Origin of the sequence: Carnobacterium divergens, assembly GCF_900258435.1 — a bacterium.
In the GTDB taxonomy this organism is placed as follows: Bacteria; Bacillota; Bacilli; order Lactobacillales; family Carnobacteriaceae; genus Carnobacterium; species Carnobacterium divergens_A.
The window spans coordinates 2,601,120-2,620,132 of record NZ_LT992558.1; the positions used below are offsets into that span (position 1 = coordinate 2,601,120).

Consider the following 19,013-nt stretch of genomic DNA (forward strand, 5'->3'; position numbering starts at 1 on the left):
TCCTTTAAGTAATTTCTTTATAAATAAGAGTTCGTTACCACAAGTAACAGCTGGCTTTCGCCATTAAAATCATTTTTTATCTGATGTTCTTTCGTACCATGAAAATAAATGGATTCGCCTTTTTTCGCATAATAACGTTTCAAGCCTATTTCAATACAAATCGCGCCTTTCGTTACATAACCAAATGTTTCTGAAAGAGAGGGCGCAAATTCTTTAAACTCTCCTGATTCTTTAAACGTAAGCAACACAGGTTCCATTTCATTTTCATTTGATTCAGGAACGAGCCATTTCATTTGATAGCCTTTTTCTTCGTCCTCAAAATCCGTCATTTCCTCTGCTGAATAAACCACACGTTGCTCTTTTTGCCCTTCTTCAAAAAAGTCTTTAGGGCTGCACCCTAACACTTCTAAAATATCAAAAAAAGTCTCCATTGAGGGTGAGCTTAAATCCCGCTCTAATTGAGAAATATATCCTTTACTTAAATCCGTTCGTTCTCCCAGTTCTTCTTGCGTTAAATTTTTTTGAATTCGTAAATTTTTGATTCGCTTGCCAATTTCCATTAAAATTCTCCTTTAGTTTCATTGGGTTTCTTGAATCTATTTTGATTGAAAGTTTACTTTTACTAAACTTCAAACGACAATTGTTTACTTTTACTAAGTATTAAGTTTACTTAAACCTTATTTATTATAACGTTTTTTTTCAAAAAAACAAGAAAAGAACCCAAAAATAATTGAAAAAATCAATTATTTTTGGGTTCTTTTCTGAATCGTTTCATTTAATAAAATAACCGTTACTCTTCATTTCCAATATCCATGACTGAGCTTTCTGTATAGTTTACAAAACGACGCAATAAATTCGCTAATTCACGGCTAATTTCACCATTTTCAAACATTTTTTGGATGTCGGTTCTTTCCGAATTTAAAGCTTTTAAACGCAACTCTTGCAATTGTTTTTCATATTCTTCTGAATAATCTTCACCAAAGCGTTTGATCCGTTCAATTTTATTACGGTATTCAACAATCAAATGGTACGCGATGGTTTTATCCACCTTCCCATCTTTTTTCAATTCTTTTTTCATGTACTCGGATAGTTTACGTATCGCACTTTTAGCTGCTTCTTTTTCTAAAGCAAGACGTTTACGATACTGCTCTTGATACGACGCGCCTTTTTTTAGTCTTAAAAGACCACGTAAACTTTTACGATAGGTTCGTTTCAATAAAATCCAACCGTGATTTAAACGTGAACCAATATCACTGTTTAACCCATTTTGACGTCTAGCAAGAACTTGTAAATATTGTTCAGCAGTTTCTTTATCCACTGACCCATTCTCTTTTAGTTCTTTCACTTTTTCAACTTCTGCTGCAATTGCAATTAACCGGATACTTACCTCGTCTTTTAAAAAGCGGGTAATCGTTTCTTGGCTGTTGTACTCCATTTGTAAGCGACGGATCATATGGTTGTACTCATGAATTAAATCATAGGATGCCATTCGATTTTCTGGCCGACTTTCTTGTTCAATTGTACGAATCGCCACTTGCATAATATGAATTCTAGCTTGTGCTTCCTTCAAGTCATCGTCTGCGGAATTGTCAGATTCTTCTTCAGGATAGTCCGCTAGTTCATCTCCTGAAGTCACTAAACGGCGTTTCGATTTGGTTAAGAAAGGCAATGCAACTGTTGCGGCAATCAAGGTTGCTACAATTACGCCAGATGCTAAAAATAGCATAATTGCTCTGCCAGGGAAAGCCTCACCAGAGTTTAATACGTACGGGACAGATAAAATACCGGCCATTGTCACAGCACCACGAACTCCTGTCAATCCTGACATCAACGCGATTTTAAAACTTGGTTTCACTTCTTTTTTGTGTTTTCCAAATGAAAAATCAAACCACATGTAACTGTAGGTCCATAGAATTCTTAAAATCAAAATCACTAACCAGAGAACAATCACGTACTCTACTAATAAAAAGTTCCCCATCAATGGATTTTTCAAAGCTGAACGCATCGCAAATGGCAACTCGATTCCAAGGATTAAGAACACCAATCCATTTAACAAGTAGATAATCACGTCCCATGTCCGCTCCGTTACAATTCGAACTTCAGCCATTCGATTTTCTACTAACACTTGCTTGTTATTTGCCACAACACCTGCAGCTACTACTGCAATAACGCCTGATGCGTGGAATAAATCTTCAACAATTAAGTAAATCATAAAGGGGGTTAAAATTTGAATCAAGGTATGCAAGACAACGTCCTTAATTCCTTGGCTGCTTAACCAATTTTTCAATGCATACAGCAAAAGCTCTAGAACAATCCCAAGAATCATTCCCACAATTGCCATATAGAAAAAATCAAGCGTAGCTGCTTTTAAAGAAAACGCACCTGTCACAGTTGCTGCAATTGCATATTTAAAGGCAATCAAGCCACTGGCATCATTAACTAAACTCTCTCCACGAACAAGTCGTAAAATTCCAGTTGGAAGTTTTACTTGTTCTGCAATCCCGTTTACCGCTACTGGATCAGTTGGCGATAAAATAGCAGCTAAGGCAAACGCTGCTGCCAACGGAATTTTATTATCAGTCATGGCAGTAATAATATACCCACCAACAATTGTCGTTAGAAAAACTAAAAGAATTGAATTCCCGAAAATTGGGATTCTTAATTTCCATAAATCCCGTTTAGGATAGTGCCTTCCGTCATTATATAGAAGTGGGGCAACAAACAAGAGCATAAACCAACTTGTCTCCAGTTCTATTTGAATTCCAAAAAATAATGCGGCCATCAAGCCTAATGCAACTTGAATTAGGGCTGTTGGAATTGAAACAATGTAGTGGCTGATGATATTAGACACCACAACTAGGACAAATAAAATAATGGCTCCTTCTAAAATTGGCAAAGGTCTATTCACTTCCTTATAAGTTTTTTATTTTAATCACTAGTGTAAATTATAGCATAAAAATACAGGATTGTTTTTATAAAGTTCGAAAAAAATTGAATTTTAACTACTACTTTCCCTTCACACCAAGCTATTTTATTCTTTCTTTTTTTTTCGTTATAAATGGAACTTCATTTTTTAATAGTATCTTTATGAAAATTCTTTTGATCAGCACCCATTAAAAAGAAAAAAATCGTGAAGACAAGCTTCACAATTTTTTTATTGAAACGGATTATAAAATCGACTGCCATTTATATAAAACAGGCTAAAACTTATCATTAAAATCGCAATTGCAACAATTACTGCAACATAATCCATCTTTTGATAAGGTCTTTCCGCATACCAGGTTCGTTTTTTATTTTTACCAAAACGCCTTAATTCCATCGCTGTACTAATAACCTCAATCCGATCAAGACTTGAAAAAATCAATGGCAAAATAATCCGTGCAATGCCTTTGATTCGAGAGAGCAAACGCCCTTTTTTAGACATTTCAAACCCTCTTGCTTGTTGCGCTTGAGAAATACTATAAAAATCTTCTTGGATATCTGGAATATAACGCATCGCTAACGCCACAGCATAGCTGATTTTATAACTAATTCCAATTCGATTCAAGCTTGAAGCAAATTCACTTGGATTTGTAGTTAATAAAAAAATCAACGCTAACGGAATCGTACAGAAATATTTCAAAATCAAGTTAAATTCGTAAAATAATTGCTCACTCGTAATCGTATATCGCCCAATACCTTCAATCAGAACTGTTCTAGATCCGTATAAATCGACTCCATATTCCGGTGAAAATAGGTAGACTGCCACGATATTCAACAGTGAAAAAAAGAAAATAAACTTTAAAACAAACGAAATTTGACGCCATTTAATATGAGATACCTTAAATAAAGCCAACGAAAACAAACTCATAAAAATCAAAAAACGCGTATCAAAGGTCGTCATACAGGCAACTGAAAATAAAATTAAACAAATTAATTTAGACGCACCATTTAAACGATGAATAGGCGTATTGTCTGGAATATACCCTAAAATTTGTTGGTCGCTCATTTTAGACGCACCTCACGATCATATGCTATAAATTTCTTCGTAAAACTAAAGGGATCCGCCATTCCAAGCACTTTAGCAAAAGTAAATAAGGTGGTTTCTTTTAACGATGCTTTTTCAATTAGTTCTTGATTTGTCAAAACATTGACGGACTCCGTATCGGCTAAAATTTCTCCATCTGCTACAACCAGCGCACGATTGGTATACTCTAACATTAAATGCATATCATGAGTAATCATCACAACACTCACACCTAGCTGATTAAGTTTTTCCAAAAATGTCATCATCTCTGTGTAATGTTTAAAGTCTTGCCCAGCCGTTGGTTCATCTAAAATAATCATTTCTGGATTTAGCACTAAAATCGCTGCAATCGTCACACGTTTTTTCTGGCCAAAACTCAATGCTGAAATAGGCCAATTCCGATAAGAATATAAGCCACAAACTTTTAAGACTTTTTCAACGCGTTCCTTAATTTCTTCTTCTGAAACGCCTCGCAATACTAAACCTAACGCTACTTCGTCAAAAATCATCGTCTTAGAAATCATTTGATTTGGATTCTGCATCACGTACCCAATATGATCTGCCCGCTCCTTAATAGACAATGTTGAAAAATCAGTTCCTTCCCAACGCATATCCGTAAAGCTTGGTTTAATAAAACCACAAATAGCCTTTGATAGCGTTGATTTACCCGCACCATTTTTCCCAACAATACTTAACATCTCTCCCTTATTAAACGTCACTGAAACGTCATCTAACACAAAGGGTTTGTCTTTACGATAACGATACGAAAGGTCTTCTAACGTCAATAACGGCGTTTCATGCTTTGGAATACGAATTTCAGGGATTGCGTTCAACCACTGTTCCATTTCCTCTTTCAAATACGGACTGTGTAATTTTTTTAAATTCGCTAAATCTGGCAATGCTTCTAAATCGACTCCCGCATATTTCATAGCGGTAATGTATAAAGGTTCACGAATTCCCGTTTCCGCTAAAATATCTGTGCGCAACAATTCATCCGGCCCACAATCTGAAATAATTCGTCCTTCTGAAAAAACCAAAATACGGTCAACATCACAATACAACACATCTTCTAAACGATGCTCGATAATTAAAACAGTTGTCTTCGATTCTTGGTGAATTTGATCGATTAATTCAATTGCTTGCTTTCCCGCAGCTGGATCTAAATTAGCTAGTGGCTCATCAAATAATAAAATTGGCACTTCGTCTACTAATACTCCTGCCATCGACACTCGCTGTTTTTGACCTCCTGATAAAGCTTGTGGTCGGTTGTCTAAATGGGATGAAATATCCACTACTTTTGACCATTTTTGAACAGCTTGCTTCATTGAACGTTGTGAGACTGCATCATTTTCCAAAGAAAAGGCAATATCTTCAGCCACCGTCAGCCCAATAAATTGACCATCTGGATCTTGCAAAACCGTTCCTACATCAAATGACAAATCTACAACGCTGCTTTCTTTTAACTTCTTTCCATTTACCATTACGGAACCGGTTATCGTTCCTTCATATATATTTGGAATCAGACCATTCATACATTGAGCAAAAGTTGATTTCCCAGACCCACTTGGCCCAACAATTAAGACTTTTTCCCCTTCGTAGATGGTTAAATCAAGATCATATAAAGTGGGCTCTGATTGACTATGGTATTGGAACGTAAAGTTTTCAAATGTAATTATTGGTTTCTTCATTTTAATTCTCCACTTCCATTATTGATAAATTTAAGTACCTATTAATGTTAAAAAAGCTGAGGGCTTGTTTTCCACTCAGCTTCACAATTAGATTTTACCACTAATACTAGTCTTTTTTCAAACTCCCTTTTTTCGTACGAGTAGCAGCATACACAACCATCATTAGCGTGCCTAAGATTCCTACTGAAATAATATTCAAAATACTCGCTAAAACGCCTTGTGCAAAGACTTTATTCGCCGGTTCACTGTATATTAAAATATCTAAAACAGGTGCAATTCCTGCCCAAACAACAATATTTCCAATTACTTGATACACATTAAAGCGGAAAATTTCTTTCTTTCCAAATTCACCTGCTGCCAGTTTAATTTTACTGCCTGCAAGACCATAAATCACGCCAATAATTCCTGAACACACAATCCAACTCCACCAAGCTCCACCATACGTTGTGAAATCCTTAAGTGTATGACCAATCAAACCAATCAAACCACCTGCAATCGGACCAAATAAAACTGCCATCAACGCTAAAAACGGATAGGCTGTTTCTAAGTTTGTATTTGGAATACCTGTTGGAATCACTGCAAAACGACCTAAAATAACAAATAATGCCGAACCGATTCCAATTGCTACAATGGTTTTTACTGATAATTCTTTTTTCATTTCTTTTCCTCCAATTTCCTTTTAGTCAAAAATTACTTTTGGTGCCTTACGCAATTGAATCGTCCAAGAAGACCCGGTTCCAATGTGATACAAACGTGAAAATGAATCTTGATTAACCGCTACACCCATATTGACTAATGAATTAACATAAACAAGCGGTTCCCCAATATGAACATCTGCAAATGATTTAGCAAACATCATAATATTTTGATACACTTGATTGCCTTCATGAAAAATAGACACTTGAATTGAATCGCCATGGACAATTCCAGCTTCTTTAAATAACGCTAATGGAATATTCGTCCATAAAGAACCAAATCGGATATCCAATACATCGATGCTCCCTGTTAAAATCCCTTTTGCTTCATTTGCATCTACTAATTCTAACTGTTGCAACGTTTCTGGCTCCACTACTTCGCCTAAATCTTCAAAATTGATTTCACCACTCGCCAATCGCGCACCGTTATAGGCATAAATATCCCGACCGTGGAACGTATGACTTTCCTCAGAATGAGGCAAACGGCTGGTTAATTCATCAATTCGACGTACTTCTGCTAACCCTTGATAGTGCTTAATATGTGTTAATGAACCATTATCTGGCGTGATGATATAGTGACCTGATTCCGTTTTACACACAATACTTCTACGATCACTGCCAACTCCAGGATCTACAACTGAAACAAAAACGGTTCCCTTTGGCCAATATTGTACGGTTTGATACAATCGATAAGAAGCCACCCAAATATCATAAGGTGGAATATCATGGGTTAAATTCTCCACAACCACTTCATCACTTACCATATGCGCTACGCCATACATCGCACTAACGGCTCCATCGCCTAAACCAAAATCTGTTTGCAATACTAAATATTTCCCCACTGTTGTCGTCCCCCATTTATACTTAATAACTCGTTTAAGTGTTTATGATTATTAGATTATTTTCATTTCTTTCTAATCTATTTCATTTTAAAGTTGTCGCTTTAAATAGTCAACTAATAGTCATTCAACTCTTCATTTTAATGGACTCAAAAAAAAGAAGGCCCCATCATCCAATAGTAGCACTTCTAATTCGGACATTATACAATTGGATCTTCCCCGATAATTCGAACTTCGGTTTCCAATACAACACCAGTATTTTTTAAAATAACTTCTTGGATATGAGCAATCAATTCAATATAATCCGTAGCCGTTGCTTGATTAATATTCACAATAAAGCCTGCATGTTTTTCAGAAATTTGAGCGCCCCCCCAAATCTTCCCTTGTAACCCTGCTTCTTGAATCAATTTTCCAGTAAAATAGCCTGTTGGTCGTTTAAAAACACTCCCGCAAGATGGGTATTCTAACGGTTGTTTCGATTCACGTAAAAACGTCAATTCTTCCATTCGTTTTTGAATCATTTCATGATCGCCTTTTTTCAAATCAAAAACGGCTTCTAAAATAATACTGCCATTTGTTTGTAGCACGCTGTGGCGATAGCTAAACTCTAATTCTTGATTCGATAATCGCTTTACTTCACCTTCAGAGGTTAAAACAAGCGTGCTTTCTAGCACTTCACTCACTTCACCTTCATAAGCTCCTGCATTCATAAATACCGCTCCACCAATACTACCTGGAATGCCACATGCAAATTCCAAACCCGTTAAACTTGCTTTTAAACCAGCATAGGAGGTATCGATTAACTTCGCACCACTTTGAGCAATGACTCGATTGCCCTCCACAACAATAGCTTTCATATCCGTCAAAATCATCACGACTCCACGAATCCCACCGTCTTTTACAATCAAATTGCTAGCATTGCCAAGTACGGTTAAAGGCAAATCAAATTCCTTGATCCACGTCACAAGCTCTACGACTTCTTTTTCAGTCTTTGGGAAAATAAGTAAATCAGCTGGTCCGCCGGTTTCAGTATACGTGTAGTTGGCTAAAGGTTCATTTTCTTTCATCGTCACATTGGGAAATTGTTTTTTTAATTGTTTAATAGACATGATTTACCTCTCCACTCTTAGTTTCATCTATATAATAGTACCATTTTGCTTCTAATTTGAAAAGAATCTCTCCCATTTCTTTGTAATTCTTTAAAAAAGGAACCTTTTAGTCTAAATTAAAATATCTTATGTTTTTCTTTAAATTTATTTGTTACACTATAGAGCAAAATAGATAAGAAGGTGAAGAGAATGAAATGGATAAAAAAAATCTTTCTTTTTGGAATCTCTCTATTATTAGTAGGTTTAATAATAATCGGAAGTTTAATTTTTTTAGGAACAAGAGAAACACCCGAGAAAAATGCAGATACTATGCTTATTTTAGGTGCACAAGTTCGAAAAAATCCAGCAGTACCAAGTAAAGTGTTACAAGAAAGATTAGATGCTAGTCTTCCCTATTTAAAAGAAAACCCCACTACTAAAGTTATTGTCAGTGGTGGACAAGGACCTGATGAATCAGATACCGAAGCAAACGTGATGAAGCAGTATTTAATTGCTCATGGCATTGACGAAAAACGGATTCAAAAAGAAGACCGCTCAACACGCACAGAAGAAAATATCGCTAATTCAAAAAAATGGCTCCATTCAAATCATGTTGTAATCGTAACAAGCGATTTCCACATGTACCGCGCGTTGATGTTGGCTAAGCGTGCAGATATCCAAGCCAGTGGGCTTCCTGCAAAATCAACGAGCTCTGCTACCTTTAAAAGCTATTGTCGTGAATTTTTAGCATTGCCTTATGGGATTTTGAAGGATTGGTAAAAACCTCTATGATTTCTTTTTAGAGCGAAATCATAAAGGCTTTTACAGGTTTATAACGTATGTCTAATTTCTCCAGTCACAATTTTTTGACACAGTTGATGACTAGTTAACGCTGAATCCATTGACACAGCTGCTTCACCCGTTTCAACTCCTTCAATAAATTTACGAATAATTGGAGCAAATCCTCTTTTTTCCAAAGTTGTTTCCCAATCGCCAAATTCAATTATCGTTTTTTCACCATTCTGATTGCCTTCATATTCCGTTAAATTAACCACTCGATGGGTTCCACCAACAGTTGACATCACTTCAGCTGTTTCTGTATTCGCTCCCGACATGTAGTTCATAGAGGCGATGCAAATTGAATTTTCAGTAATGATTTCCATTACACAATTTTTTAGATACTCTCCTTCTGTTTTCAAATAATACGATGTTTTTAAAATCGGTTCATCTAATAAATAAACAGCTGTATCTAACACATGGATAAACATATCATAAATTCCTCGTTGTACTTTTGTTTGACTGTTCGTTTTGTTCTTTTGAATAAAGAGCATATTCTTATCTGGTACGGCTTTTAGTTTTTGAATCATTGGCGCAAAGCGACGATTAAAACCTGTTACTAATTGCACTTTTTTTTCAGAAGCTAATTCCATTAATTCTTTTACTTCTTCAAGGTTCTCACTAATCGGTTTATCCACATACACATGAATCTTATTTTCTAGTAATTGTTTGATTATTTGACCGTGGGTTTCGGTCGCCGTATGAACAAATGCCATTGTAATACCACTTTCAATCAGCTGTTCAATGGTTGAATAAAGCTTCTCCACACGGTACTGTTTGCCAATTTGTGCTAATTTTTCTTGATTTCGTGTATAAAAATGCCAATCGACTTCGTCACTCATCGTCATCATTACTGGTAAATAAGCCTTCTGAGCAATTCCGCCTAATCCGATTACACCTATTTTTTTCATTTTTCATCCTCATTTCTAACTTTACTACCGTTCTCTTTATTCTACCAAATTATTTAATGAAACAATAATAGAATTGATCCATTTGATCTTAATTTTTATTTAGTGAGGTTCAACTATTATTTTGCATTCTATTGTTTCTTTAAGTACAATAAACTTATTACTATATAAAAGAATAAAAGAGGTGCCAAAATGAAATTGATTTCATGGAACGTCAACGGGTTACGTGCTGTCGTCAAAAAAGGCTTTGTTGATATTTTTAATACACTTGATGCTGATTTTTTCTGCTTACAAGAAACAAAACTTCAAGAAGGACAAATTGATTTGGACTTACCAGGCTATTTCCAATATTGGAACTATGCGGTTAAAAAAGGCTATTCAGGAACTGCCATTTTCACCAAACGTGAACCTTTAGAAGTTTTTTACGGCTTAGGAAAAGAAGAACATGATCAAGAGGGACGCGTTATCACACTGCGTTATTCTGACTATTATGTGGTAACTGTCTATACGCCTAATTCACAAAACGAACTCAAACGCTTAGATTATCGCATGACGTGGGAAGAAGATTTTTTAGCATACTTATTAACCTTAGATCAAGACAAACCCGTTATTATGTGTGGCGATTTAAATGTAGCCCACGAAAACATTGATTTAAAAAATTGGAAAACCAATCGAAAAAATGCTGGATTTTCTGATGAAGAACGTCAAAAATTCACTGATTTTTTAAACGAAGGATTTATTGACACATTCCGTTATTTTTATCCAGATTTAGAGGGCGCTTATTCTTGGTGGAGCTATCGCTTCAATGCAAGGGCAAACAACGCCGGATGGCGCATCGATTATTTCTGTGTCTCTGAAAAGCTAAAATCACAATTAATTGCGGCAAAAATCCACCATGACATTCTGGGTAGCGACCATTGTCCTGTTGAATTGGAAATTGACTTATAAAAATAAGATTTGAGAAATCTCTCGAATCTTATTTTTATAACTATCGTTTGCTTTTAATCCATTAACCTATTTTTTATCTGTACACTATTCCTTACTAACTAAGGAATATAGCTTGTTTCTACTGCTTTTATATGATAGTATTTCTTATGCGGTAAAAATAATACGATTGATAATTAGAAACTAATTGTTTGGATTATTTTTCGATTAACTCGATGATTTTACGTAAGCTTTTTATTTATCAGTACAAACCAAAATATTATTTTTGAAAGGGTGTCCCATTTGTCATTTTATCAACAAGATGAGGAAAAAATATTAAAAGATCTAACTAGTTCTATTGACGGACTACAAAATAGCGAGGTTAAAAAACGTCAAGAAAAAGATGGTTTCAATGAACTAAAAACTAAAACAACTGATTCTGCTTTAAAATTATTTCTAGGTACATTCAAGGATGCCATGGTCATCGTCTTACTAATTGTAGCGGTCATTCAAATGGCACTTGGAGATGTAATGGAGTCTTTGATTATTTTTGCAGTACTGATGGTTAATTCAATTGTAAGTGTGATTCAAACAAAGAAAGCTGAAGGTTCACTAGATGCTTTAAAACAACTATCCGCTCCTCTTGCAAAAGTCGTACGTAATGGCGTTAAAGAAGTTATTCCTGCTAGAGAAATCGTAGTTGGTGATATTGTTCTTCTAGATGCTGGCGATTATGTACCTGCAGACGGTCGCTTGTTAGAATCCGGTTCTTTGCGTGTGGATGAAGGCATGCTGACAGGTGAATCTGTTCCCGTCGAAAAAGACACTAAAACAATTGAAGGTGAAGTGCCATTAGGCGACCGCTTTAATATGGTTTATAGTGGTTCAATGGTCGTTTATGGTCGTGGACTTTTCGTTGTAACCGGTACTGCTAATAATACCGAGATTGGTAAAGTTGCAAGTCTGCTTGATAGCGCTAGTAATAAAGCTACTCCTCTACAAGTTAAATTAGATGCTTTTAGTAAAAAATTAGGGGTTGGCATTTTAGTTTTATGTGTTTTGATTTTTGCCATCCAAGCTGTTCGTATTTATCTTGGTGAGCCAAAAGATTTAACAACTGAAATCATCCATGCCTTTATGTTTGCTGTTGCCGTAGCTGTTGCAGCGATTCCTGAAGCATTGCAATCGATTGTTACGATTGTTCTTTCAGTCGGTACTAATAAAATGGCCAAAAAACATGCGATTATTCGTAAGTTACCTGCTGTTGAAACATTAGGCTCAACTAGTGTCATTTGTACAGATAAAACAGGAACTCTAACTCAAAATAAAATGACTGTCGTAGATTATTATTTACCAAATGGTCAAACAGGTGATTTCAACGCTGATCCTACTTCGTGGTCTATTTCAGAAAATCGTTTAATCGAAATTGCGGTTTTATGTAATGACTCTGGTATCAGTGAAGAAGGTCAAGAAATTGGAGACCCCACAGAGGTAGCCTTAATTGCATACAGCAATAAATTGAATTTACCTTACCAAAACTTACGTTCAAAATTCCCTCGTGAAGATGAATTGCCTTTTGATTCAGATCGTAAATTGATGTCCACTATTCATACGATTGACAACGAACGCGTTTTATTGACTAAAGGTGGACCTGACGTGGTCTTTAATCGTTGTACTAGTGTCTTATTAGACGGCGAAGTAGTGCCTTTGACAGATGAATTATTAACTCGTTTTTCAACACAAAATGAAGAATTTTCAAATCGTGCGTTGCGTGTCTTAGCTTATGCTTACAAACCGTTCAGCAAAGACAATACTTTAGATGCAGATGCCGAACACGACTTAATCTTAGTTGGGATTACGGCAATGATTGATCCTCCTCGTGAAGCCGTTTATGCAGCGATTGACGAAGCGAATAAAGCCGGTATCCACACCGTTATGATTACAGGTGACCATAAAACGACTGCTAAAGCAATTGGACGTGAAATTGGTTTAATGGCAGAGGATGATATCGCCTTAACAGGTCAAGAATTAGATGCTTTATCTGATGATGAATTGGATGCTAAATTAGAAAAAATTTCTGTCTATGCCCGTGTTTCTCCTGAAAACAAAATCAGAATTGTTCGTGCTTGGCAGAAAAAAGGCAATATCACTGCAATGACTGGTGATGGCGTGAACGACGCTCCTGCTTTAAAACAAGCGGACATCGGAATTGCAATGGGTAGTGGAACAGACGTTGCTAAGGACGCTGCAGCAATGGTGTTAACAGATGATAACTTTGTTTCCATTATCAGTGCTGTTGAAGTTGGACGTAATGTCTTTGATAACATCAAAAAAGCCATTGCCTATCTATTTGCAGGAAACTTAGGGGCTATTATTGCAATCATTGCGGCTTTAGTAATGGATTGGGTGAACCCGTTTACTGCTCTTCAACTTCTATTTATTAACTTAGTAAATGATTCCTTACCTGCAATTGCACTAGGAATGGAAAAAGCTGAGCCTGACGTAATGGACCGTAAGCCAAGAGATGTAAATGAAGGCATCTTTGCTGGGGACACCTTAAAATCTGTCCTTTATCGTGGTATTTTGATTGGGATTGCCGTAATTATTTCACAATACATTGGACTAAGTTATTCCAATGAAATGAGTATCGCAATGGCCTTTACAACCTTGATTTTAGCAAGAACGTTACAAACTTTTGCAGCACGTTCAAATACTCAAACAGCTTTTGGTGCTGGTTTCTTCAGTAACAAATATGTATTATTAGCAGTTGGTGTTTGTTCGGTACTTTACGCCTTTACTGTCTTGCCAGGTGTTCGTGAAATCTTCTCTATTCCAGCGAACTTTGGTTGGGATCAATGGCTTGTTGCTGCTGGTCTTGCACTTGGAGCTGTCATTTTAATGGAAATTACAAAAATCATTACAAATAAACTTAAATAAAAAAATCCTGTTCGTGAAATTTCACGAACAGGATTTTTTTTTAATTACTTTCCATTAGATGAGAAACATACGCTACTGTTTCAGGTTGTGTTGCTTCAATTTCATTAATTTTTTCAGCAAATTGTGGCAAATGTTCCTTATGGGCAACTAATAATTCATCCAATAATGTTTTAGCCATCGCTCCACCTGGTACTAAAGGATTCACTGTAAAGGCATGTAACGCTGCGCCATAATCGCCATCAATCGCGGCACGAATAACAGTTTCTTCCATCCCTTTCATCATCTGAATAATGCCTCTTGCCGCTGGTGGGAACGCGCCCCAGTTGTAAGGCTCTGGTCCGTGACTTGTAACGGGTCCCGATACTTCAACAATACAATCATATGGTAAATCTGTAATCGTTCCATTATTAGCTGTTGAAACAACCATATCTGTACGTTTGTCATTTTGAATCGAAGCAATCAGTTCACAAGCAGCATCACTATAGTGAGTCCCCCCACGTTCTTCTAATTCTTTCGGTTTATAATCTAAATTGGGATCTTTATAAAGTTCAAATAAACGAGCCTCTGTTGCTTTGACCACTTGTGCTCTTGTCTCACCCTTTTTAAATTCTTCAATTGAATGCGCTAACATTTCGTCTTCAATATAGTAATAACGATGATAGCCACATGGCAACATCCCTAAATCTTTAATTTGTTCATAATGGAATGGCACGTTGTGAATGTTTTTTAAATGACTTTCCGTTTCACTTTGCGGTCCATAAATCAGATCAATCAATTCAGCTGTCCGTTCTTTTCCTGTTTTATCCCAAACACGATGCCAATGGAAATGATTAATTCCTGCAAATTTAAAGAACAACTCATCTTCTGGTAAATTTAATTTTTCAGCAGCTTGTTTACGATGTCCAATCGGAACATTACATAAGCCAGCTGTTTTTTTCCATCCACCATGCTTAATTGCTGCTTCTGTCACCATTCCAGCTGGATTTGTAAAGTTTACCAACCATGCGTCTGGACATAATTCTTCCATATCTTTAATAATATCTAGAATCACTGGAATCGTTCTAAAGGCTTTGAACATTCCACCCGCGCCATTGGTTTCTTGACCTAAAACACCATGAGATAAAGGAATTCGTTCATCTTTGATTCGAGCATTTAATAACCCCACACGGAATTGTGTTGAAACATAATCGGCATCTTTTAAAGCTTCACGACGGTTTAATGTTAAATGAACGGTCCAAGGAAGCCCCGCTGCTTTTACCATCCGTTTAGCCATCTCACCAACAATTGCAAGCTTTTCTTTGCCTTCTTCAATATCTACAAGCCAAATTTCTTTAATGGGTAATTCATCTTTACGTTTAATATACCCTTCAATCAATTCTGGTGTATAACTTGAACCGCCACCAATAGTTACAATCTTCAATGCATCTCTTGTCATAAAAATCCTCCTATTATTAAAGCGTTTTCTTTCCTGTCTCTACTATAATCTGTGTAATGCATTACATGTCAAGGAACATTTCAAATAAAATTTTTTTAGGATTTCACTTTACAAAAGGAACGTTTGTTCGTATAATGGTTTTAACTATTTTAACTCGTTAGGAGGAACTCATATGAAAACCTATCAAATCCACGGGAAAGTTATTTCGGATATCAAAATTATCAGTACTTCAACTGGTACGCCTTTTGCTCGTTTTACTTTGGAGCATAAAGATAAACCTTATAATTGCTTGATTGCTGGACAAAAAGCCTTTAACTTTCTATATGAAGTGAAAAATGGAAGTTTTTTGCTACTAGAAGTTCTTCCTAACGAACGAAAACAATTAGTTGTTAAGCAGTATCAACTTAAACAAAAATTAACTACCTCATTTCAATATAAAGGTTTACACTATCCTCATAAGAAATTTAACCGCTAGACGTGGTTCTTTTCTTTTTCATAACTAGTATTTTCTTAGTAAAAAGTTTATACTATTAGGTATGAAAGAAACTTGTTTTGAGGTGAAAAAAATGAATTTTGTTGCACTGGATTTTGAAACAGCTAACCATGAACGACATAGTGCTTGTTCGGTAGCTTTAACAGTGGTTCGTAACAGTCAAATCGTTGACAACTATTACACACTGATTAAACCTGAGACTCCTTTTTTCTGGCGTAATGTCCAAGTTCACGGCATCCACGAACGGGATGTGGCAAATGCGCCAAACTTTGCAAAAGTTTGGGACGATATGAAGCCCTGTTTCAAAGAAAACAAATTGATTGTTGCTCATAATTTACCTTTTGATCAAGGAGTCTTGAATGGCTGTCTCGACTATTACGAAATTGAACGCCCGCATTTCCAAACACTATGTACCGTTCAATCAAGTCGTAGACTCTTAACGGAACTACCTAATCATAAGCTAAACACTGTCTGTGATCATTTTGGTATCAACTTAGAAAATCACCACCATGCATTAGATGACAGCAATGCTTGTGCGACTATTTTATTGCATTTAGAAAATAATTTTGGCACAGAACCTTTAAAAAAATTAGTAAAACACGTATAAAAAAAACGACCAAATCTCAAAGATTTGGTCGTTTTTTTAGGCATCAATCATTTTGCTCATTAGTTGAACATCTAAATATTCCCCATCATCATAGACACCACGTTTTAATAGCCCCTCTTGCTCAAAGCCCATTTTCTCATAGAGATGAATAGCTCGTTGATTTCGGTCTTGTACCGTCAATTCTAAGCGTCTGATGACCTTTGATTCTTCCGCCCAAATAATGAGTTCTTCCATCAGCATCGTGCCTAGCCCAAAGCCCCAAAAATCCTTAGAAATTGAGATGCCAATTTCTCCTATATGTTTCATTTTAGGTTTTGCTTCCGCTTTAACGCTTGCCGTTCCGATTATTTGCTCACCTAGTATGGCTACTAACAATAAATTGTTTTCAGAATTCAAAATGTTTTCAATAAAATATTTTTCATCTTCTTCAGATATCGCTAACCCCTCTGCACCATAAGAAAGAAAGCCTGTTTCTGTCGCAACACCTTCTAAAAAGCGCAACACCTCTTTTGCATCATCTGGAATCGCTTCTCTGATTACAATATCGATTTTTTCTTTTTTCATCGTGTGTCGCTCCTTTTGGTATCATTTATCTTCAAAATAATTCGCTACTATTTGTTCGTACTGTGCTCCCACTGGTTCAAAAACAAGATCTCGTTCCGAAAAAGCTTCTCCCATCGGCACCAATTTAATTTTTAAAAATTCCTTTGGCAAATCTTCTGGGATAAAGGTCGCCCATTCAACAATCGACACGCCTTCTCCTTGAAAATATTCTTCCAATCCTAACTCATCTCCGCCCACTTCTTCTAAACGGTAAACGTCCATATGATAAAGTGGCAATCGACCTGATTGGTATTCTCGAATCAAGGTATACGTTGGACTTTTAATGACTTCTTTAATACCTAAACCTTCTGCGATGCCTTTAGTAAACGTTGTTTTACCAGCACCAAGATTTCCTTCTAATAAAAGAACACTGCCTTCTTCTAAAAAATCCGCTAAGCTTTTAGCGATTTCCTTTGTTTCTGCTTCATTTTCCGCATGTTTTGTACGCATTGGCTCCGCTCCTTTTCAAATGGAGAAACGTAACGTTCTCAATCCTTTAATAAGTAGTATAACGAAAGTCTAAAGAAATTTCTATTAACTTCTTTACTATATAAGAAGTTTCTGCTAATAAAAAAGGCCTATTAGAAAATAGACCTTTTCTCTTAAAACATCATTTTTGTAATGCGTTCCACAGCTTTCATTAAAGCGCCCGTTGCTTGATCTTGCAGATTTTCTGCTTGATCAAAGGCTGCGATATTAACCTCATGCTTCGCTACATCGATACTGTCGGTCATTGCTTGACAGCCTTCAACAAATTCTTTGTAAGCTTTTAATAATTGACTATTTACACCCAATAATTTGATTGGTGCTTTTAAACCTTTTAATTTTGCTTCGATTGCAACGTATTTCTGGGTACCCTCTGCAAAATTTTCTTTGATTGTGTTTAATTCTTCTGTTGAAATAGCAGCTAAGTCCTTCTTATCTAAGGCTCCACGTAAAACTTCAAAGTATTCACTTAAACGTTCGCCATTATCTTCTGTATCTGTAACTGCTGTATTCACCGTTTGAATGTAAAAATTTGGATTTGCTTTCATTAAATTCCCTCAACATTTCTTTAGTAGTTTTTTTAATCGCTAGATAACATTCATTATACCTTTTAACTGAAATGAGGTAAATAGAATTTTTTTAAGTTATCTCTAGCTACCTTTATTCATCGATTTCTCCATTTAAATGAACAACTTAAACCACATTTCATTTTTGACTATTTATTTTACTTATAAATTACAAACGCGATGATTTTTATCACTATTGTGCTATTTAACTATTATATAAATTATATAAATGATAATATAAAACAGCTTTATGATAATTAAATTTATATTAAAAGGAGAAGATATGATGAAAAAAAGTATTTCAGTACTGTGTTTATCTATGATTATTTTAGGAAGTTCAACAATGATTGGTCAAAGTGTCGGTGCTTCAGAATTACAAGAAAATCAACAAGCAACTGTAAAAAATAATATCACAGAATTAAAGGTTGATTCTTATGTTGGAGAATGGGAACAGGATTATTTAGATCCAAACCCTGTCAAAGCTTGGAAAAATAGGGATACAAATCAAGTGGAGATACATGGTAATAGTTTATATAGTGTAGCAGGTATCGTTTTTGAAAGCCATTTAGATGTAGTTGGAAAACAAACAGGAAAATCCTATTACAGCAAATCAGCAGGTATTTTGGAACAGATTCCTAGCGTAGATATTATTTTAGACAACAAAGATATTATTGATGATGAATTAGAAGTTAGCCTCTATGCAGATTGGCAAGGTAACGGACCAATAGAAAGAAGTTATGCGTCTGCTACAATACACATGCAATAAAAAAACTTCTTAGAACTAAAGAGCAATCCTAAAAAATTAATAGTTTAGGTTTTTTTAAAATTTTGATATCCTTAACTATTTTAATTGAGCTTGGTCAATGATGTGGAATTTGCATCATTTGATTAGCTCTTTTTT

18 protein-coding genes are annotated in these 19,013 nt (G+C 35.7%); 6 read left to right on the top strand and 12 right to left on the bottom strand.

Going from position 1 to position 19,013, the window contains the following annotated elements; genetic code table 11:
- Positions 1–17: 17 nt before the first annotated feature.
- The 7 genes from CDIMF43_RS13075 to murB form a co-directional block, all read right to left on the bottom strand.
- Positions 18–560 (bottom strand): helix-turn-helix domain-containing protein, encoded by a 543-nt coding sequence (locus CDIMF43_RS13075; protein WP_074401546.1) that lies wholly within the window; start codon positions 558–560, stop codon positions 18–20.
- A gap of 230 nt (positions 561–790) precedes the next feature.
- Positions 791–2,896, bottom strand: coding sequence for a cation:proton antiporter (locus tag CDIMF43_RS13080; protein ID WP_074401543.1), 2,106 nt, complete (start codon positions 2,894–2,896; stop codon positions 791–793).
- A 258-nt stretch (positions 2,897–3,154) separates the two neighbouring features.
- Positions 3,155–3,988 carry an energy-coupling factor transporter transmembrane component T family protein gene (locus CDIMF43_RS13085; protein WP_074401542.1) on the bottom strand — a complete coding sequence of 278 codons (834 nt, stop codon included), beginning with the start codon at positions 3,986–3,988 and terminating at the stop codon, positions 3,155–3,157.
- Entirely contained in the window at positions 3,985–5,694 is a 1,710-nt protein-coding gene (locus tag CDIMF43_RS13090) for an ABC transporter ATP-binding protein (protein ID WP_109842263.1), read from the bottom strand. The genes CDIMF43_RS13085 and CDIMF43_RS13090 overlap by 4 nt, the downstream gene beginning before the upstream one ends.
- A 106-nt stretch (positions 5,695–5,800) precedes the next feature.
- Positions 5,801–6,352 carry an ECF-type riboflavin transporter substrate-binding protein gene (locus CDIMF43_RS13095; RefSeq protein WP_109842264.1) on the bottom strand — a complete coding sequence of 184 codons (552 nt, stop codon included), beginning with the start codon at positions 6,350–6,352 and terminating at the stop codon, positions 5,801–5,803.
- Positions 6,353–6,373: 21 nt separating this feature from the next.
- Positions 6,374–7,231, bottom strand: coding sequence for an SAM hydrolase/SAM-dependent halogenase family protein (locus CDIMF43_RS13100; protein WP_034568234.1), 858 nt, complete (start codon positions 7,229–7,231; stop codon positions 6,374–6,376).
- A gap of 197 nt (positions 7,232–7,428) precedes the next feature.
- Positions 7,429–8,337 carry a UDP-N-acetylmuramate dehydrogenase gene (gene murB / locus CDIMF43_RS13105; RefSeq protein ID WP_074401538.1) on the bottom strand — a complete coding sequence of 303 codons (909 nt, stop codon included), beginning with the start codon at positions 8,335–8,337 and terminating at the stop codon, positions 7,429–7,431.
- 189 nt (positions 8,338–8,526) lie between these two features.
- Here murB and CDIMF43_RS13110 point away from each other — a divergent pair, with 189 nt between their 5' ends.
- A complete protein-coding gene (locus CDIMF43_RS13110) occupies positions 8,527–9,096 on the top strand; it encodes a YdcF family protein (RefSeq protein WP_109842265.1) in 570 nt (189 codons plus the stop codon).
- A 50-nt stretch (positions 9,097–9,146) separates the two neighbouring features.
- Here the strand turns inward: CDIMF43_RS13110 and CDIMF43_RS13115 are convergent, their stop codons facing one another.
- Positions 9,147–10,064 (bottom strand): Gfo/Idh/MocA family protein, encoded by a 918-nt coding sequence (locus CDIMF43_RS13115; protein WP_109842266.1) that lies wholly within the window; start codon positions 10,062–10,064, stop codon positions 9,147–9,149.
- Positions 10,065–10,253: 189 nt separating this feature from the next.
- On the opposite strand from CDIMF43_RS13115, the gene CDIMF43_RS13120 reads away from it, so the two are divergent.
- Together CDIMF43_RS13120 and CDIMF43_RS13125 are read left to right on the top strand one after the other, a co-directional pair.
- A complete protein-coding gene (locus CDIMF43_RS13120) occupies positions 10,254–11,009 on the top strand; it encodes an exodeoxyribonuclease III (RefSeq protein WP_109842267.1) in 756 nt (251 codons plus the stop codon).
- 279 nt (positions 11,010–11,288) lie between these two features.
- Entirely contained in the window at positions 11,289–13,922 is a 2,634-nt protein-coding gene (locus CDIMF43_RS13125) for a cation-translocating P-type ATPase (protein WP_074401533.1), read from the top strand.
- Positions 13,923–13,962: 40 nt separating this feature from the next.
- Here CDIMF43_RS13125 and CDIMF43_RS13130 read toward each other — a convergent pair whose 3' ends face one another.
- Positions 13,963–15,357: a 6-phospho-beta-glucosidase gene (locus CDIMF43_RS13130; protein WP_074401532.1), complete on the bottom strand. Its 1,395-nt coding sequence runs from the start codon at positions 15,355–15,357 to the stop codon at positions 13,963–13,965.
- A 172-nt stretch (positions 15,358–15,529) separates the two neighbouring features.
- Here CDIMF43_RS13130 and CDIMF43_RS13135 point away from each other — a divergent pair, with 172 nt between their 5' ends.
- Together CDIMF43_RS13135 and CDIMF43_RS13140 are read left to right on the top strand one after the other, a co-directional pair.
- Positions 15,530–15,832, top strand: a complete 303-nt coding sequence (locus CDIMF43_RS13135; RefSeq protein ID WP_034568227.1) for a hypothetical protein — start codon at positions 15,530–15,532, stop codon at positions 15,830–15,832.
- A gap of 91 nt (positions 15,833–15,923) precedes the next feature.
- Positions 15,924–16,457 carry a 3'-5' exonuclease gene (locus tag CDIMF43_RS13140; RefSeq protein ID WP_082985697.1) on the top strand — a complete coding sequence of 178 codons (534 nt, stop codon included), beginning with the start codon at positions 15,924–15,926 and terminating at the stop codon, positions 16,455–16,457.
- Positions 16,458–16,493: 36 nt separating this feature from the next.
- On the opposite strand, the gene CDIMF43_RS13145 is transcribed toward CDIMF43_RS13140, so the two are convergent.
- The 3 genes from CDIMF43_RS13145 to CDIMF43_RS13155 all read right to left on the bottom strand — a co-directional run bounded on the left by CDIMF43_RS13145 (position 16,494) and on the right by CDIMF43_RS13155 (position 18,094).
- Positions 16,494–17,021 carry a GNAT family N-acetyltransferase gene (locus CDIMF43_RS13145; RefSeq protein WP_034568225.1) on the bottom strand — a complete coding sequence of 176 codons (528 nt, stop codon included), beginning with the start codon at positions 17,019–17,021 and terminating at the stop codon, positions 16,494–16,496.
- 21 nt (positions 17,022–17,042) lie between these two features.
- Positions 17,043–17,510: a tRNA (adenosine(37)-N6)-threonylcarbamoyltransferase complex ATPase subunit type 1 TsaE gene (gene tsaE, locus CDIMF43_RS13150; RefSeq protein ID WP_109842268.1), complete on the bottom strand. Its 468-nt coding sequence runs from the start codon at positions 17,508–17,510 to the stop codon at positions 17,043–17,045.
- Positions 17,511–17,662: 152 nt separating this feature from the next.
- Positions 17,663–18,094 carry a hypothetical protein gene (locus CDIMF43_RS13155; RefSeq protein ID WP_109842269.1) on the bottom strand — a complete coding sequence of 144 codons (432 nt, stop codon included), beginning with the start codon at positions 18,092–18,094 and terminating at the stop codon, positions 17,663–17,665.
- Positions 18,095–18,398: 304 nt separating this feature from the next.
- On the opposite strand from CDIMF43_RS13155, the gene CDIMF43_RS13160 reads away from it, so the two are divergent.
- Complete coding sequence (locus tag CDIMF43_RS13160) at positions 18,399–18,878, top strand: hypothetical protein (protein WP_074401526.1); 480 nt, start codon at positions 18,399–18,401, stop codon at positions 18,876–18,878.
- Positions 18,879–19,013 lie beyond the last annotated feature (135 nt).